Below are 16,736 nucleotides of genomic sequence, written 5' to 3'. Positions count from 1 at the left end.
CCACCGCGTTCAGGTGCCGTTCCCGGCGACGGTGGAGCCGATCCGCCCCTCCTCGGGGAGGCCTCCGGCCGCCCGCTCGTCGGGGACTCGAGGGGGCGCGTCGCGTCGGTGTCTCGCCTGGTGGGTGGCTCGGTCAGGTGGTCCGGGGGTCGTGCGGGTGGTCCGGGTCCGGGGAACCGAGCACCTCGTCGGTGTAGTCGTCGAGGAAGTCCTCGAAGGGGCCGGTGTCCTCGCCGGGGACCGGGGTGCCGGGGCGGCGGCGGACCAGCCAGGGCTGCAGGTGGTCGTAGCCGCGGACCGACACCCGGCGCAGCGGGCGCACCCGGTAGGCCCGCACGCCCCGCAGCAGGCGGGCCAGGTCCTGGTCGACCAGCAGGGTGGACGGCCGGGCCAGCGACGTCAGGCGGCTGGCCAGGTTGACCACCGGGGAGTAGACGTCGCCCAGCCGGGTCAGCACCGGGCCGAACGCCGCACCCACCCGCAGCGGCGGCCGGTCGGCCGCGGCCCACTCCTCGGGCAGCCGCAGCCCGATCTCCACCGCGTCCACCGCCGTGGTGCAGGTGAACAGCACGCCGTCGCCCACCGTCTTCACCACCCGGCCGTGGTGCCGGGCCACCAGGTCGGCCGTCAGCCCCTCGAAGTCCTCGACCATCGCACCGAGCTCGCGGCCACCCATGCCGCGGCTGCGGGACGTGTAGCCGACCAGGTCGGCGAACCCGACGGCCAGCTCGCGCCGGTCGGTCGCCTCGTCCGGGCCGGCGGCCAGCAACCGCTCGGCGTTGGCCGACAGGTGCCGGCGCCACACGTAGTCCTGCACGTCGCGCATGAGCGGCAGCAGCATCTCCGCCGCCCGCACCGCGTCCACCGGCTCGCCCGGGTGCTCGCGCAGCAGCGCGGCCAGCATGTCGGTCTGCCAGTCGGCCAGCCGGGACAGCGACTGCCCCATCGCCCGGGCGATCGACGCCTCGGTGTCCAGGTCGACGAACCCGGAGTCGATCAGCGCGCCCAGCGCCCGCAGCGCCTCCACGTCGGCGTCGGTGAAGACCTCGTCGTCGTCGCCCACGTCGGCGAAGCCCAGGGCCCGCCACAGCCGCTGCGTGCGCGCCGGGTCGACCCCGGACCGCTGCGCGACCTCCAGCCGGGTCCAGCGGCGCGGGCCGCCCAGCAGCAGCCGGTCCATCGCCTCCCGGGCGTCCGGGACGCCGGCGGGGTCCGCGGGCAGGGCTCGACCCTCCGGTCAGTCCGTGGTGTGGACGACGAGCACGTCGACCGCCGAGCGGCGGGTGGCGTCGGCCGGGACCGACCCGAGCAGCCGCCCCTTGATCCCGGCCAGCCCGCGGTTGCCCACCACCAGCAGGTCGGCGGACTCCCGCTTGACCACGTCCAGCAGCGCCTCCACCGGCGACCCGACCACCGCGACGGTGCGGACGTCGCCGGCCCCGGCCGCCGACGCGCGCTCGTGCGCCGTGCGCACCGTCTCCTCGGCGGGCGAGGACCCCATCACCTGGTAGGCCTCGTCCTTGAGCACGTCCGCGGCGCCGCGGACGTCCCGGTCGTCGGGATCGGTCGGCAGGTAGGCGCAGGCGATCACCAGGGTGGCCCCGCAGGCCCCTGCGAGGGCGCCGGCCCGGGTCACCGCGCGCAGCGAGGACTCCGAGCCGTCGGTGCCGACGACGACGGTCCGATAGGCAGTCACGGAGCGGAACCTAGCGGACCGGACGACGGCCCGCGCGCCAGGTGTGTCCAGTGGTCACAGACGAATCCGTCCGGCCCGGGTGCGGTTGGATGGCAGCACGCCACGGGGGACCACCGAGGAGGCTTCCATCACGAGCAGCCCGCCAGCGGTCGGCAGCACCGTCGACGGACCGGTCGACGGTCGCGTCGAGGTCCGCGACCTGACCAAGACCTTCGGCTCGGTCACCGCCGTGGACTCCCTGAGCTTCACCGTGGAGCCCGGCCAGGTGACCGGTTTCCTGGGCCCGAACGGGGCCGGCAAGACCACCACCCTGCGGATGGCCCTGGGCCTGATCACCCCCGCCCGCGGGACGACGACGATCGGCGGCACGCCCTACGCCGCGCCCCCCCAGCCGACCCGCCAGGTCGGCGCCGTGCTGGAGACGGCCTTCCACCCCGGCCGCACAGGCCGCGACCACCTGCGGGTCTACTGCCGCGCCGCCGGTCTGCCGACCTCGCGGGCCGACGAGGTGCTGGCCCAGGTGGGCCTGGCCCCGGCCGGCAAGCGCAAGGCCGGCAACTACTCCCTGGGCATGCGCCAGCGGCTGGGCCTGGCCACGGCCCTGCTGGGCGACCCGCAGGTGCTGGTGCTCGACGAGCCGGCCAACGGGCTGGACCCCGAGGGCATCCAGTGGCTGCGCGGGTTCCTCCGGCACCTGGCCCACGACCAGGGCCGGACCGTCCTCATCTCCTCCCACCTGCTGGCCGAGGTGGAGCAGACCGCCGACCGGGTGGTGATCGTGGGGGCGGGCAAGCTGGTCCGCGAGGGCACGCTGGACGAGCTGCGCGGCGAGTCCGCGGGCACCGTCCTGGTCCGCACCCCCGCCGCCGAGCAGCTGACCGCCGCGCTCGCCGGCACCGGCGCCGTGGTCGAGGCGACCGGCCCGGGCGCGCTCACCGTCACCGGGCTGACCACCGACGAGGTCGGTGCACGGGCATTCACCGCCGGGGTCGAGCTGCACGAGCTGCGGTCGCACACCTCCGGCCTGGAAGAGGTCTACTTCCGGCTCACCGCCGGGGCCGAGCAGTACGCCGCCACGACCCCGGGGAGCGTCGCGTGAACCTCGTCCGCGCGGAGTGGACCAAGCTCCTCAGCACCAGGGTCGGCCTCTGGCTGCTGGTCGTCGCCTGCCTCATGGCCGGCGGCTTCACCGCCCTGTTCACCGGGCTGGCCGGCGCCGAGAACGGCCTGCCCCCGGTCGGCACCACCGAGTTCGCCGACGTCGTCGCGGGCATCCCCGCGCAGGTCGCGGTGATCGCCCTGGTCCTGGGCGTCATCGGGATGACCCAGGAGTACCGGCACCGCACCGCCACCCCGACCTTCCTGGTCAGCCCGCAGCGGGGGCGGGTGGTGGTGGCCAAGCTGCTGGCCTACGCCGTCGCCGGGCTGGTGGTCGCCGTCGCCGTCGTCGCGGTGACCGTCCTGGTCGCCACGGTCTACGGCAGCGCGCGGGGGGGCGCGCCGGACTGGAGCGGGGACGCCCCCGGCGTGCTGCTGCGCTCCGGGCTCGCGCTGGTCGTCTACGCCGTCATCGGGGTCGGGGTGGGCGCCCTGGTGCGCAACCAGGTGGGCGCCGTCGTGGGCGCGCTGGTCTACCTGTTCGTGGTCGAGCCGATCATCGCCAGCGTCCCCGCCACGGCCGACGCCTACGCCTACCTGCCCGGCGGCGCGCTCGCCGCGCTGACCTCCGGCGACGGACCGGGCGACCTGCTGGGGACCTGGCAGGGCGGGCTGCTCCTGCTCGGTTACGGTCTGGTCGCCGCCGTGCTGGGGACCGTCCTGGCCGTCCGCCGCGACGTGGTCTGACCCCTCCCGACGACCCGCCGCGACGCCCTGCAGACCCACCGACGAGCGAACGAGGTCCACGCGATGACCGATCGGACACCCTCCGGCCCGAGCACCGGCGAGCTGCGCGCCCTGCGGATGACCGGGCAGCGCCTGGCGGGGCTGGTCGAAGCCGGGGACGCCGCCGCCGTGCGCGCCGCGGTCGAGGCCCAGCCGCGCCTGCTGGGCAGCACCGTCGAGCGCGCCGACCAGGACGGCTGGACGCCGCTGCACGTCGCGGTCGCCGCCGGCCAGGGCGAGGTCGTGGAGCTGCTGCTGGCCGCCGGGGCCGACCTGGAGGCCACCACCGGGCACGGCCGCACCCCGCTGCACGTCGCGCTGGAGTTCGCCCCCGGCCTGGTCGACCAGCTGCTGGCCCGCGGTGCCGAGCCCGACGGCGCGGCCGCGGCCTACCTCGGCGACACCGCGCGGCTGACCGCCCGGCTGGACGCCGGGGAGTCCGCCGTCCACGACGACGCCGACACCTCGCTGCTCGGGTTCGCCGCCCTGGGCGGATCGGTCGAGGCGGTCCGCCTGCTGCTGGACCGCGGCGCCGACCCCGACGACGGCTCGCTGCGGGCGGCCGCCGGCGCCGGGCAGGTCGAGATCGTCTCCCTGCTGCTGGACGCCGGTGCCGTGGTCGACCGCCGGGACGCCGACACCGGGCACACCGCGCTGCACGCCGCGGTCGCCGCCGGGCCCGACGGCGGGCGGCTCGAGGTCGTCCGGGTGCTCCTGGCCGCCGGGGCGGACGTGGAGACCACCACCTCCGACGGCGCCAGCGCCCTGGACATCGCCCGGGTGGCCGCGGCCCGCGACCGCGCCGGCGGCGACGGCTCCCCCACCGGGCAGGACGCCCTGGTCGACCTCCTCGAGGGCGGCGGCACCGCCGGCTGACCCCTCGGCCGGCCCGAGGTGAGCCGCACCACGTCACACGCGTCACCTGGGCACGGCCCACCGCACCCCCGGCCGGTAGCATCGGCAACCGGTCCAACGACGTCCACAGACGAAGAAGGCACTCGACCCCGTGTCAAGCGTGAACTCATCCCAGCCCTCCCCCACCGCGTCCACCGCGGCCGGCGGATTCGGAACCAACGAGTGGCTGGTCGAGGAGATGTACCAGCAGTACCTCGCCGACCCCGGGAGCGTCGACCAGGCCTGGCACGACTTCTTCGACGACTACGCCCCCACCGGCCAGGCCGCCGAGCAGTCCGACGCCCCGGCCGAGCCCGCGGCGCGGCAGCCCGAGCAGCAGCCGGCCGCGAAGCCGGCCCAGGCCGACGCAGAGGCCTCGGCCACCCGGCCCAGCACCACCGGCACGCCGGCCGCCGCCCCGGCACCGGCTCCCCGGGCCACCCCGGTCGAGCCGAAGGCCACCGCCCCGGTGGTCGCCCAAGCCGCCGAGAAGGCCGCCGACCAGCGCCCCGCCGCGCCGTCCACGCCGAAGCCGGCCGCCAAGCCCGCGCCGAAGGCCGCTGCCGCCGACGCCACGTCCGGCCCGAAGCAGACCGTGCTGCGCGGTGCCGCCGCCAGCGTCGTGAAGAACATGAACGCCTCGCTGACGGTGCCCACGGCCACCAGCGTGCGGGCGGTGCCGGCCAAGATGCTGGTCGACAACCGCATCGTGATCAACAACCACCTGGCCCGCTCCCGCGGGGGCAAGGTGTCCTTCACCCACCTGATCGGCTACGCGCTGGTCCGGGCGCTGGACGACTTCCCCGAGATGAACGCGGCGTTCGCCGAGATCGACGGCAAGCCGAACCTGGTCCAGCCCGAGCACGTCAACTTCGGCCTGGCCATCGATCTGCCCAAGCCCGACGGCACCCGCTCGCTCGTGGTCGCCAACATCAAGGGCGCCGAGGAGATGGACTTCGCCGCCTTCTGGGGCGCCTACGAGGACGTCATCCGCCGGGCCCGCGGCGGCAAGCTGACCATGGACGACTTCACCGGGACGACGGTCAGCCTGACCAACCCCGGCACCGTCGGCACCAACCACTCCGTGCCCCGCCTGACCACCGGCCAGGGCACAATCGTCGGCGTCGGCGCGATGGACTACCCGGCCGAGTTCCAGGGGATGAGCCCCGAGACGCTCACCGACCTGGCGGTCGCCAAGACCATCACGCTCACCTCGACCTACGACCACCGGATCATCCAGGGCGCCCAGTCCGGGGACTTCCTGCGCCGGCTGCACGGGCTGCTGCTGGGCGAGGACGGGTTCTACGACGGCATCTTCGCCTCGCTGCGGATCCCCTACGAGCCGGTCCGCTGGGTCCCCGACGTCACCGTCCGCCACGAGGGCCAGATCGACAAGGGCGCCCGGGTCGTCGAGCTGATCGAGGCCTACCGGCGCAACGGCCACCTGATGGCCGACACCGACCCGCTCGAGTTCAAGGTCCGCACCCACCCCGACCTGGACATCACCCAGCACGGCCTCACGCTGTGGGACCTCGACCGGCAGTTCCCGGTCGGCGGCTTCGCCGGCGAGAAGGTCATGCCGCTGCGCGACGTCCTGGGCGTGCTCCGCAACTCCTACTGCCGCACGGTCGGCGTCGAGTACATGCACATCACCGACCCCGAGGAGCGCGAGTGGCTCCAGAAGCGCATCGAGGTCAAGCACGACGCCCCGAACCGGGACAAGCAGAAGCACGTCCTGGGCCGGCTCAACGCCGCCGAGGCCTTCGAGACCTTCCTGCAGACCAAGTACGTCGGGCAGAAGCGGTTCTCCCTCGAGGGCGGTGAGTCCGTCATCCCGCTGCTGGACGAGGTGCTGCTGGCCTCCACCGAGTACGAGCTCGACGAGGTCGCCATCGGCATGCCGCACCGCGGCCGGCTGAACGTGCTGGCCAACGTGCTGCACAAGCCCTACTCGAAGATCTTCGGGGAGTTCGAGGGCAACATCGACCCGGGCACCGTGCAGGGCTCCGGCGACGTGAAGTACCACCTCGGCGCCACCGGCCACTTCCAGCACCCCTCGCGGGACGCCGGGATCACCGTGTCGCTGACGTCGAACCCCAGCCACCTGGAGGCGGTCAACCCCGTCCTCGAGGGCATCGTGCGGGCCAAGCAGGACATGATCGACAAGGGCGAGCACGGCTTCACCGTCCTGCCGGTGCTGCTGCACGGCGACAGCGCGTTCGCGGGCCAGGGCGTGGTCGCCGAGACCCTCAACCTGTCCCAGCTGCGCGGCTACCGCACCGGCGGCACCGTGCACGTGGTGGTGAACAACCAGGTCGGGTTCACCACGAGCCCGGCCGCGGCCCGCTCCAGCCTCTACTCCACCGACGTCGCGCGGATGATCGGGGCACCGGTCTTCCACGTCAACGGCGACGACCCCGAGGCCTGCGTGCGGGTGGCCCGGCTGGCCGTGGACTACCGCCAGGCCTTCCGCAAGGACGTCGTGGTCGACCTGGTCTGCTACCGCCGCCGGGGCCACAACGAGGGCGACGACCCCTCGATGACCCAGCCGCTGATGTACGACATCATCGACCGCAAGCGCTCGGTCCGGAAGCTGTACACCGAGGCGCTGGTCGGTCGCGGCGACATCACCCTGGCCGAGGCCGAGGAGGCGCTCAAGGACTACCGCGGGCAGCTGGAGCGGGCGTTCTCGGAGACCCACGACGCGCAGGACTCCTCCAAGCAGGTCCGCCCGGTGGACCAGCGGCCCTCGGAGTCGGCCAAGACCGCCATCACCCCCGAGGTGCTCAAGGCCATCGGCGACGCGCACGTCTCGCTCCCGGAGGACTTCACCGTCCACCCGAAGCTGCAGAAGATGCTCGAGCGCCGGGCCGCGATGGTCAGCGAGGGCGGCGTCGACTGGGCGATGGGCGAGCTGCTGGCCTTCGGGTCGCTGCTCATGCAGGGCGTCCCGGTCCGGCTGGCCGGCCAGGACTCCCGCCGCGGCACCTTCGTGCAGCGCCACTCGGTCCTGATCGACCGGGAGGACGCCAAGGAGTACACGCCGATCGCGAACCTCTCGGAGGACCAGGCGAAGTTCTTCGTCTACGACTCCCTGCTCAGCGAGTACGCCGCGCTCGGCTTCGAGTACGGCTACTCGGTGGCCCGCAAGGACGCCCTGGTGCTGTGGGAGGCGCAGTTCGGCGACTTCGTCGACGGCGCGCAGCTGATCATCGACGAGTTCATCTCCTCCGGCGAGGCCAAGTGGGGCCAGCGCTCCGGCGTCGTGCTGCTGCTGCCGCACGGCCTGGAGGGCCAGGGTCCCGACCACTCCAGCGGTCGGCCCGAGCGCTTCCTGCAGATGTGCGCCGAGAACAACATGACCGTCGCCAACTGCTCGACCCCGGCGAACTACTTCCACCTGCTCCGCCGCCAGGCGCTGTCGGACACCCACCGCCCGCTGGTCGTCTTCACCCCCAAGTCGCTGCTGCGCGCCAAGGCCGCGGTCAGCGCGGTGCAGGACTTCACCGAGGAGCGGTTCCGCCCCGTCCTGGCCGACCCGGGTGTCGGCGGGGACCCGCTGGACGGCGGCGCCGTGCGCCGGGTGCTGCTGTGCAGCGGCAAGGTCTCCTACGACCTGCTGGCCGCCCGCGAGGCCCAGGGCATCGACGACGTCGCCGTGCTCCGGGTGGAGCAGCTGTACCCGCTGCCCGCCGGTGAGCTGGTGGAGGCCCTGGACCGCTACCCGAACGCCACCGAGGTGTTCTGGGTCCAGGAGGAGCCGGCCAACATGGGTGCCTGGCAATTCATGGCGATCAACCTGCCCGCCGAGCTGCCGGCCGGGAAGACGCTGTCGGCGGTCAGCCGCAAGGCCTCGGCCAGCCCCGCGGTGGGGTCGGCCAAGATCCACGAGGCCGAGCAGAAGGACCTGGTCACCCGCGCCTTCGCGCAGTAGTCGGCATGTACTTCACCGACCGCGGCATCGAGGAGCTGGTCACCCGCCGGGGCGAGGAGGAGGTCTCCCTCGCCTGGCTGGGTGACCAGCTGCAGGCCTTCGTCGACCAGCACCCCGACTTCGAGGTGCCGGTCGAGCGGCTGGCCACCTGGCTGGCCCGTGGCGGCACGGACGACCCCGACGAGGACTGACCAGCGCCTCAGCAGCAGCACGATGGTGCTGCTGGGGGCGCTGTCGGCGTTCGGTCCGCTGTCGATGGACCTCTACCTGCCGGCGCTGCCCTCGCTGGAGGCGGAGTTCGGGGCCGGGCAGGGCGCGGTCCAGCTCACCCTGACGTCGGTCGCGGTCGGCCTGGCGGTCGGGCAGCTGGTGGCCGGCCCGCTGTCGGACCGGTTCGGCCGCAAGGTGCCGGTGCTGGTCGGCGTCGGCGCGTACGCCCTGGCCTCGGTGCTGTGCGCGCTGGCGCCCTCGGTGTGGCTGCTGGTGGGCATCCGGCTGCTGCAGGGACTGGCCGGGGCGGCCGGCATCGTGCTGGCCCGGGCCGTCGTCCGGGACCGGACCGAGGGCACCGAGGCGGCCCGGGCCTTCGCCCTGCTGGCCTCCATCGGCGGTGCCGCACCCGTGCTCGCCCCGGTGCTGGGCGGCCAGCTGCTGCGGGTCACCGACTGGCGCGGGGTCTTCGGCGTGCTGGCGCTCATCGGGCTGGTGCTGCTGGTCGCCGCGCGCTGGCTGCCCGAGACGCTGCCGGCGGAGCGCCGGGTCCGCGGTGGCGCCCGCGCGACGGTCCGAGCCACCCGCGAGCTGGTCGGCCGCCGAGCGTTCCGCACCGCCGTGCTCGCCCAGGGCCTGGGGTTCGCGGCGCTGTTCACCTACATCTCCACGTCCTCGTTCGTGCTGCAGACCGGCTACGGGCTCACCCCGGTGCAGTTCAGCCTGGTGTTCGCGGTCAACGGCGCCGGCATCGTCGCGGCCGGCCAGCTGTCCCGGGTCCTGGTCGCCCGGCTCGGCCCGCGCACCCTGCTGGTCGGCGGCCTGGCCGCCCAGGTCGCCGGCGGCGTCGGGCTGGTGGTCACCGCCCTGGCCGACGGCGGCCTGCCGGTGCTGCTCCCGGTGCTCTTCGTCGTGGTCGCCGCCACCGGGCTGGTGCTACCCAACGCCACGGCGCTGGCCATGGCCGACGCGGCTAGGGCCGCCGGCACCGCCTCGGCGCTGGTCGGGGTGGGCCAGTTCGCCGTCGCCGGGGCGATCGCGCCGCTGGCCGGGCTGGGCACGGCCGGCGCGCTGCTGCCGATGGCGGTGGTGATGGCCGGGGCGTCGGCCCTCGGGCTGGTCGCCGGTCTGCGCGTGCCGCGCGCCGCGCGGACCCCGCCGGGGCCGGTCCCCGACTAGCGTCCAGCCGCGTGGCCGGCCTCCCCCTCACGTCGGCGCCGTCGCTGGGCCGCGGCACCCACCTGGGCTACGCGCTCGGCTCGGTCGGCACCGCCGCCTTCGGCACGGTGCCGGGTCTGCTGCTGCTGTACTACCTCACCGACGTCCGCGGGGTGGGTGCGGGCGTCGCCGGGCTGGTGGTGTTCGCCCCCAAGGCGTGGGACGTCCTGCTCAACCCGTGGGTCGGCGCCCGCTCGGACTCGACGACGCACCGCTGGGGTCCCCGCCGGCCGTGGATGCTGGCCGGCGGGCTCGCCCTGCCGCCGTTGTTCGTGCTGGTGTTCGCCGGCCCCGGGGGCCCGACCTGGCTGGCCGCCACCTGGGTCGCCGTGGCGTTCCTGCTCGCGGCCACCGCGTACGGGCTGTTCCAGGTGCCCTACGTCGCCCAGCCCGCCGAGATCACGCTGGACCCCGGTGAGCGGTCCACCCTGGTCTCCTGGCGGGTGGCCGCGCTGGCCCTGGGGATCCTGCTCGCCGGGGCCGGCGCCCCCGCCGTGCTCGACCTGGCCGGCGGCGGCCGGGCCGGGTACCTGGCCATGGCCGGGTTCGTGGCGGTGCTGCTCGCCGTCGGGATGCTGGGCGCCGTCGTGGGCACCCGGTCGGCCCGCACGCTCACCCGGGTGCACAGCGAGGGCCGGCTGCGCGACACGCTCCGGGTGGCCGCCCGGGTCCGGCCGTTCCGGCTGCTGCTGGCCGCCTTCGTCGTCCAGGCACTGGGGATCGGCGTGATGCTGGCCGGCGTGCCGTACTACGCGCGGCAGGTGCTGGGCGACCCGGCCGCCGGCACGCTGCTGTTCGCCGCGCTCGTCGGGCCGGCGATCGTGGTCATGCCGCTGTGGCTGCGGCTGGGCCGCCGGGTGGGCAAGCGCACCGGGCTGCTGGCCGCCGGCACGGTCTTCGCCGTCGGCGCGGCCGGGCTGTCCCTCGGTGCACCCGGCCGGACCGCGCTGGTGCTGGGCCTCGTCGTGGTCGTCGGCATCGGCTACGCCGGCCTGCAGATGTTCCCGCTGGCGATGCTGCCCGACGTGGTCGCCGCCGACGAGGCCGCCTCGGGCCGCCGCCGGGCCGGGGTGTTCACCGGCGTCTGGACGGCGGCAGAGACCCTCGGGCTGGCCGTCGGGCCCGGTCTGCTCGGCGGGCTGCTCGCGCTGGCCGGCTACCGCTCGTCGGTCGGGGACGCCGTCGTCACCCAGACCGCGGCCGCCGACACCACGGTGCTGCTGGGCTTCAGCCTGCTGCCGGCCGCCCTCGTGCTCGCCTCGCTGCCGCTGATCGCCCGCTACCGCTTGGAGCCCGCCCCGTGACCCCCCGCACCCCCCGAGACGTCCTCGCCGAGCTCACCGCGCTGACCGCCGGGGACGTGCCCACCCACGGCGGCGCCACGATGGCCTACGTCTACGACTCGGGGCTGGCCGAGGTCGACGGCCTGGCCGCGGCCGCGCAGGCGGCGTTCCAGTGGACGAACGCCCTGGACCCCACGGCGTTCCCGAGCGTCGCCCGGGTCGAGGACGACCTGGTGGCCGCCGGGCTCGGGCTGCTGGGCGGCGGGCCGGCCGCGGTCGGCACGGTGACCTCCGGCGGCACCGAGAGCTGCCTGCTCGCCGTCCTCGCCGCCCGGACGCGCTGGCGGGCCGCCCACCCCGGCGACGACCGCCGTCCGCAGCTCCTGCTGCCGGTCACGGCGCACGCGGCCTTCCGCAAGGCCGCGCACCTGTTCGACCTGGCGGTCGTGGACGTCGGGGTCGACCCGGTCACCTGCCGGGTGCGGCCCGGGGACGTCGAGCAGCTGCTGTCCACCCGCACCGCGCTGGTGGTGGTCTCCGCGCCGTCCTACCCGCACGGCGTGCTGGACCCGGTGGCCGAGGTGGCGGCGCTGGCCCGGGCGGCGGGGGTGCCCTGCCACGTCGACGCCTGCATCGGCGGCTGGCTGCTGCCCTTCCTCGACCCCGCACCCTTCGACCTGTCGGTGCCCGGCGTGACCAGCCTGTCGGTGGACCTGCACAAGTACGGCTACGCCCCCAAGGGCGTCTCCCTGCTGCTCACCGTCGACCCGGAGTTCCGGGTCGGCCACTGGTTCGCCACGGCCGGCTGGCCCGGCTACCCGGTGGTCAACCCGACGCTGGCCGGCACCCGCCCGGCCGGGCCGATGGCCGCGGCCTGGGCCGTGCACCGCTGGCTGGGCACCGAGGGCTACCGACGGCTGGCCCGGGAAGCCCGGACGGCGACCGAGCAGCTGGTGGCCGGGCTGGCCACCGTCCCCGGGGTGCGGGTGGTCGGGGAGCCGGCCACGACGCTGGTCGCGCTGGCCGGCGAGGACGGGCTGGACGTGCTGCACCTGGCCGACGAGATGACCGCCCGTGGTTGGCTGCTGCAGCCCCAGCCGCCCTTCGACCAGCCCGACGGCACCCGGCTGCCGGCCACGCTGCACCTGACCGTCACCGCCGCGACCGCCGACCGGGTGCCCGCCCTGCTCGCCGACCTGGCCGACGCCGCGCGGGCCGCGGTGCAGCTGCCGCCCCCGGTGCCCGACCCCGGCCTGGTCGCGGCCGCCGAGGGGCTGGACCCGGCCGCCCTCACCGTCGCCGACGTGGACGGGCTGCTGGCCTTCGCCGGGCTGGACGGCGGTCCGCTGCCGGCCCGGATGGCCCCGGTGCACGCCCTGGTCGCGGCGCTCCCCCGCCCGGTGGCCGAGCGGCTGCTCACCGGCGTCCTGGACCGGGTCTACCGCCCCACCCGCTGAGCGCGCCCTCCCGGCCTCGGCGGGGTCCGGGCGTCACCATGGGTGGGTGCTCGGTCACTCCCACGCCCTGTCCGGGCTCGCCGTCGGCGCCGCGACGCTGTCAGTGGCACCGCTGACGGGCACCGTCGCCCAGCTCGGCTGGGTCGCCGCGGTCGGCGGGATGGCGATGCTGCCCGACCTCGACCAGCGCGGCTCGACCATCTCCCGCATGTGGGGACCGCTGACCGAGGTGCCCTCGGGGCTGGTCGGCAAGCTCACCGGCGGTCACCGGCACGGCACCCACGACGCCCTCCTCGCCCCGCTGGCCGCCGGCGGACTGGCGCTCGCCGCCGCGCAGGCGACGTGGGCCTCCCTGCTGCTGCTCGCGCTGGCCATCGGCCTGGCGCTGCGTGCCCTGCACGTCGTCGTGCCGGGGCGGTTCGAGGAGACCGTGATCGGCAACCTGGTGCTGTCCTGGGGCGGGGCCTGGCTGCTGCTGGCGCACAGCCCCTCGCCGACCTGGCTGCCGTGGGCGGTGGCCCTGGGCGTGCTGGTGCACATCGCCGGGGACTTCCTGACCTGCGGCGGCGTCCCGGTCCCGCTGGTCTGGCTGGCGCGGCCGCGCGCGACGGTGGCGTTCTCCCCGATGCGGACCGGGGGCTTCACCGAGAAGGTGGTGCTCGTCCCGGCGTTCGTCGTCGCCACGCTGGTGCTGCTGTGGCTGAACCTGCCGGCGGCGGCGGTCCTCGAGGGACTCACCGCCGCCGGGTAGGTCAGCCGCGGACGACGCCCTCGGCGCGGGCCGCGGCGGCCACCGCGGCGGCCACGGCCTCGGCCACCCGCCGGTCCAGCGGCGAAGGCACGATGTAGTCCGCCCGGACGTCGTCGCCGACCACGTCGGCGATGGCGGTCGCGGCCGCGAGCTTCATGCCCTCGGTGATGCCGGTGGCGCCGGCGTCGATGGCCCCGCGGAAGACACCGGGGAACGCCAGCACGTTGTTGATCTGGTTGGCCAGGTCGCTGCGCCCGGTGGCCACCACCGCGGCGTACCGGGCGGCCATCTCCGGGTCCACCTCGGGCGTGGGGTTGGCCAGGGAGAACACGATGCAGCCCGGCGCCATCGCCGCGATCGCCGACTCCGGCACCGACCCGCCCGACAGCCCCAGGTAGACGTCGGCGCCGGCGAGGGCCTCGACCATCGTGCCGGTGCGCCCGGTGGGGTTGGTGTGCTCGACCAGCCACTGCTTGGTCTCGGTGAGGCCCTCGCGGCCGGCGTGCAGCAGACCCTGCGAGTCCGCGACGGCGATCTCGCCGATGCCGGCCTCGAGCAGGATCTTGGTGCACGCCACCCCCGCGGCGCCCGCCCCGGAGACCACGACCCGCAGGTCCGACAGCGGTCGGCCGACCACCTTCGCCGCGTTGCGCAGCGCAGCCAGGACGACGATCGCCGTGCCGTGCTGGTCGTCGTGCATGACCGGGATGGACAGCCGCTCCTTCAGCCGGGCCTCGACCTCGAAGCAGCGCGGCGCGCTGATGTCCTCCAGGTTGATCCCGCCGAAGGACGGCGCGATGGCCAGCACGGTGTCCACGATCGCGTCGACGTCGGTGGTCGACAGCACGATCGGCACGGAGTCCAGGTCGGCGAACTCGCGGAACAGGCAGGCCTTGCCCTCCATGACCGGCAGCGCGGCGGCCGGGCCGATGTCGCCCAGGCCGAGCACCGCGGTGCCGTCGGACACCACGGCCACCACCCGCGGGGCCCAGGTGAAGCGGCGGGCGAGCTCGGGCTCGGCGGCGATGGCGCTGGACACCCGGGCCACACCCGGGGTGTAGGTCAGGGCGAGGTCCTCGATCGACGTGATCGCACCCTTGGTGCGCACCGAGAGCTTGCCGCCCTCGTGCACCGCGAAGGCGGGGTCGTCGGTGAACCGGTCGGTCGAGCCGGGCATGACACTCTCCGTTGAGCTCATGGGACCGGGAGCGTAGAGCAGCGACCCAGGTCACAGACCGGTCAGCGACGCGCGGCGGGCAGCCGCCCCGGCCGCGGGCCCATGCGGGCCAGCACGCGACCCACCACGACCGCCGGCCCGAACGCCCGGCTGTCGTCGGTCACCAGCTCGTTGTCGCCCTCGACCCACCACCCGCCGGGCACCTCGCGGACGCACCGCTTGACCACCAGCAGGCCGGGCCGGGAGGGAAACCTCGCGAGCACCACCTGCCCGGGCCGGGCGGTGGTCGCCCGGGCGGCCAGCAGCCGGTCCCCGTGCCGCACGGTCGGCGACATCGAGGGTCCGGTCACCCGCACCAGGGCCCACCGGGTGGCCAGTGGCGGGACGTCGGTCACCACCGGCCTCCGCTCGACGTGTCCGCGATGATCTGCGCGAGTAGGGTCCCAGACGACCCATCCCACGAGCTACGGAGGAACACCCCATGCGGCTGTTCAGCCTGTTCTCCGCCGTGGAGGCCACCGCGCACTGCGACCTCCCCTGCGGCGTGTACGACCCCGCCCAGGCACGCATCGAGGCCGAGTCGGTCAAGGCCCTGCAGGAGAAGTACCAGGGCAGCGACGACGAGGTGTTCAAGACGCGCGCGCTCATCATCAAGGAGCAGCGGGCCGACCTGGTCAAGCACCACCTGTGGGTGCTGTGGACCGACTACTTCAAGCCCCCGCACTTCGAGAAGTACCCGCAGCTGCACGAGCTGTTCAACAAGGCCACCAAGCAGGCCGGTGCCTCCGGTGCCAAGCAGTCCGTGGACCCCGCCGAGGGCCAGAAGCTGCTGGACTACATCGCCGAGATCGACACGATCTTCTGGGAGACCAAGGCCGCGGCCTGATCCCTGCACGACCGATGCCGGGTCGCCCCACGGGGCGGCCCGGCATCGCCCTTCTCTCCCCCCGGACCAGGTGGCCCAGTGAGCTCACGTCTTGACCTGCGCGCCCTGCTGGAGCGGGTCGAGGCGGCTGCCCCGGTGGACGCCGTCATGGTGGTGGCCGCCGAGCTGTCCGCCGCGCTGGGCGCCCGGGCCGTCTCCTTCCTGATCGCCGACTTCTCCGGGCACGCCCTGGTCCGGCTGGGCACGGTCACGCCCGCCGGCACCGCGACCCGCAGGTCGGGCACGGACAGCGCCGACACCGTCCCCCTGGAGGGCAGCGACTACGGCGAGGTGCTGCGCACCCAACGGGCCGCGGTCGTCGACCTCGACACCGGCAGCCGCGTGCTGGTCCCGGTCACCGACCGCGGCGACGCGCTCGGCGTGCTCGAGCTGGTGCTGCCCGTCGAGCCCGACACCCAGGTGCTCGCCGACGTCGCGGCCGCCGGTCATGCGCTGGCCTACGTGCTGATCGCCAACCGGCGGCACACCGACCTGTTCGAGTGGGGCCAGCGGACGACGCCGTTCTCCCTGGCCGCGGAGATCCAGCGCCGGCTGCTGCCCGCCTCCTTCACCTGCGAGGCCGGGCAGTTCACCGTGTCGGGCTGGCTGGAACCGGCCGCGACCGTGGGCGGCGACACCTTCGACTGGTCGCTGGACCGGCACCAGCTGCGGGTGTCGATCACCGACGCCGTGGGCCACGACGTCGCGGCGTCCCTGCTGGCGACCCTGCTGGTGGGCAGCCTGCGCAACGAGCGCCGGGCGGGTTCGGACCTCCGCACCCAGGCCCGGGTCGCCAGCGAGTCGGTCGAGCGGCACCTGCCGCCGGGGCAGTTCGTCACCGGCCAGGTGCTGGAGGTGGACCTGGCGACGGGCATCGCCCGGATCGTGAACGCCGGGCACCCCCTGCCGCTGCGGCTGCGCGACGGCGTCGTGGAGGAGGTCGAGCTGCTGGTCGACCTCCCCTTCGGGGTCGAGCCCGATCGGGGGTACCGCGTGCAGGAGGTCCAGCTGCTGCCCGGGGACCGCCTCGTCCTCCTCACCGACGGCATGCTCGAGCGCGAGGCCGAGGCCGTCGACATCGGCACCGTGCTGTCCGGCACCGCGGCGATGCACCCCCGGCAGCTGGTGCACGCCCTGGGCGCCGCCGTGGTCGCGTCCTCGGACACCGAGCTCGGCGACGACGCCACCGTGGTCTGCCTGGACTGGTACGGCGGCCAGTCACGCCTCCGGGAGAGCGACAACGGCGCCAGCGCCGGTCACGCCTCCCGGTGAGGCGGACCGCCGGGCCGCGGTCCCGGTAGCCTCGG

The 16,736-nt window shown here is 74.9% G+C and carries 15 protein-coding genes; 11 read left to right on the top strand and 4 right to left on the bottom strand.

The features are described from left to right. Nucleotides 1-133 precede the first annotated feature (133 nt). Both LFA75_RS17045 and LFA75_RS17040 read right to left on the bottom strand, forming a co-directional pair. Nucleotides 134-1,180, bottom strand: coding sequence for an adenylate/guanylate cyclase domain-containing protein (locus LFA75_RS17045; RefSeq protein WP_225234793.1), 1,047 nt, complete (start codon nt 1,178-1,180; stop codon nt 134-136). 57 nt (nt 1,181-1,237) lie between these two features. Then, nucleotides 1,238-1,696 (bottom strand): universal stress protein, encoded by a 459-nt coding sequence (locus LFA75_RS17040; RefSeq protein ID WP_225234792.1) that lies wholly within the window; start codon nt 1,694-1,696, stop codon nt 1,238-1,240. Between the two features lie 85 nt (nt 1,697-1,781). Here LFA75_RS17040 and LFA75_RS17035 point away from each other — a divergent pair, with 85 nt between their 5' ends. From LFA75_RS17035 to LFA75_RS16995, 9 genes are all read left to right on the top strand, one after another. Further along, nucleotides 1,782-2,795 (top strand): ABC transporter ATP-binding protein, encoded by a 1,014-nt coding sequence (locus LFA75_RS17035; RefSeq protein WP_225234791.1) that lies wholly within the window; start codon nt 1,782-1,784, stop codon nt 2,793-2,795. Further along, nucleotides 2,792-3,541 (top strand): ABC transporter permease, encoded by a 750-nt coding sequence (locus LFA75_RS17030; RefSeq protein WP_225234790.1) that lies wholly within the window; start codon nt 2,792-2,794, stop codon nt 3,539-3,541. The genes LFA75_RS17035 and LFA75_RS17030 overlap by 4 nt, the downstream gene beginning before the upstream one ends. Before the next feature lie 63 nt (nt 3,542-3,604). Continuing rightward, nucleotides 3,605-4,456 (top strand): ankyrin repeat domain-containing protein, encoded by an 852-nt coding sequence (locus LFA75_RS17025; RefSeq protein ID WP_225234789.1) that lies wholly within the window; start codon nt 3,605-3,607, stop codon nt 4,454-4,456. A gap of 130 nt (nt 4,457-4,586) precedes the next feature. Next, complete coding sequence (locus LFA75_RS17020) at nt 4,587-8,408, top strand: multifunctional oxoglutarate decarboxylase/oxoglutarate dehydrogenase thiamine pyrophosphate-binding subunit/dihydrolipoyllysine-residue succinyltransferase subunit (RefSeq protein ID WP_404820948.1); 3,822 nt, start codon at nt 4,587-4,589, stop codon at nt 8,406-8,408. Between the two features lie 5 nt (nt 8,409-8,413). Next, on the top strand, nt 8,414-8,599 hold the full coding sequence (locus tag LFA75_RS17015; RefSeq protein WP_225234787.1) for a DUF6104 family protein: 186 nt from the start codon (nt 8,414-8,416) through the stop codon (nt 8,597-8,599). Between the two features lie 22 nt (nt 8,600-8,621). Continuing rightward, complete coding sequence (locus LFA75_RS17010; protein ID WP_225234786.1) at nt 8,622-9,797, top strand: multidrug effflux MFS transporter; 1,176 nt, start codon at nt 8,622-8,624, stop codon at nt 9,795-9,797. Nucleotides 9,798-9,808: 11 nt separating this feature from the next. Continuing rightward, the gene (locus LFA75_RS17005) at nt 9,809-11,140 is read left to right on the top strand and encodes an MFS transporter (protein WP_225234785.1); all 1,332 of its coding nucleotides are present in this window, start codon (nt 9,809-9,811) and stop codon (nt 11,138-11,140) included. Beyond that, nucleotides 11,137-12,576 (top strand): pyridoxal phosphate-dependent decarboxylase family protein, encoded by a 1,440-nt coding sequence (locus tag LFA75_RS17000; RefSeq protein WP_225234784.1) that lies wholly within the window; start codon nt 11,137-11,139, stop codon nt 12,574-12,576. Before LFA75_RS17005 ends, LFA75_RS17000 begins: the two co-directional genes overlap by 4 nt. Nucleotides 12,577-12,622: 46 nt before the next feature. Next, on the top strand, nt 12,623-13,327 hold the full coding sequence (locus LFA75_RS16995) for a metal-dependent hydrolase (RefSeq protein ID WP_225234783.1): 705 nt from the start codon (nt 12,623-12,625) through the stop codon (nt 13,325-13,327). A 1-nt stretch (nt 13,328) separates the two neighbouring features. Here LFA75_RS16995 and LFA75_RS16990 read toward each other — a convergent pair whose 3' ends face one another. Both LFA75_RS16990 and LFA75_RS16985 read right to left on the bottom strand, forming a co-directional pair. Then, the gene (locus LFA75_RS16990; RefSeq protein ID WP_225234782.1) at nt 13,329-14,504 is read right to left on the bottom strand and encodes an NAD(P)-dependent malic enzyme; all 1,176 of its coding nucleotides are present in this window, start codon (nt 14,502-14,504) and stop codon (nt 13,329-13,331) included. Nucleotides 14,505-14,566: 62 nt separating this feature from the next. Further along, nucleotides 14,567-14,899: a S26 family signal peptidase gene (locus tag LFA75_RS16985; protein ID WP_225234781.1), complete on the bottom strand. Its 333-nt coding sequence runs from the start codon at nt 14,897-14,899 to the stop codon at nt 14,567-14,569. An 86-nt stretch (nt 14,900-14,985) separates the two neighbouring features. On the opposite strand from LFA75_RS16985, the gene sodN reads away from it, so the two are divergent. Together sodN and LFA75_RS16975 are read left to right on the top strand one after the other, a co-directional pair. Next, nucleotides 14,986-15,390, top strand: coding sequence for a superoxide dismutase, Ni (gene sodN / locus LFA75_RS16980; protein WP_091242375.1), 405 nt, complete (start codon nt 14,986-14,988; stop codon nt 15,388-15,390). Nucleotides 15,391-15,468: 78 nt separating this feature from the next. Further along, complete coding sequence (locus LFA75_RS16975) at nt 15,469-16,701, top strand: PP2C family protein-serine/threonine phosphatase (RefSeq protein WP_225234780.1); 1,233 nt, start codon at nt 15,469-15,471, stop codon at nt 16,699-16,701. The last annotated feature ends 35 nt before the right edge of the window (nt 16,702-16,736 follow it).

This window comes from Klenkia terrae (assembly GCF_900491935.1).
GTDB classification, from domain to species: domain Bacteria; phylum Actinomycetota; class Actinomycetes; order Mycobacteriales; family Geodermatophilaceae; genus Klenkia; species Klenkia terrae.
The sequence above is the reverse complement of the archived record's forward strand: the minus strand, read 5'-3'. Positions and strand labels throughout refer to the sequence as shown.

Coding starts and splice junctions, on each gene's coding strand:
- LFA75_RS17045 (WP_225234793.1), bottom strand. CDS start 1,180: ATGGACCGGCTGCTGCTGGGCGGCCCGCGCCGCTGGACCCGGCTGGAG.
- LFA75_RS17025 (WP_225234789.1), top strand. CDS start 3,605: ATGACCGATCGGACACCCTCCGGCCCGAGCACCGGCGAGCTGCGCGCC.
- LFA75_RS17015 (WP_225234787.1), top strand. CDS start 8,414: ATGTACTTCACCGACCGCGGCATCGAGGAGCTGGTCACCCGCCGGGGC.
- LFA75_RS17010 (WP_225234786.1), top strand. CDS start 8,622: ATGGTGCTGCTGGGGGCGCTGTCGGCGTTCGGTCCGCTGTCGATGGAC.
- LFA75_RS16990 (WP_225234782.1), bottom strand. CDS start 14,504: ATGCCCGGCTCGACCGACCGGTTCACCGACGACCCCGCCTTCGCGGTG.
- sodN (WP_091242375.1), top strand. CDS start 14,986: ATGCGGCTGTTCAGCCTGTTCTCCGCCGTGGAGGCCACCGCGCACTGC.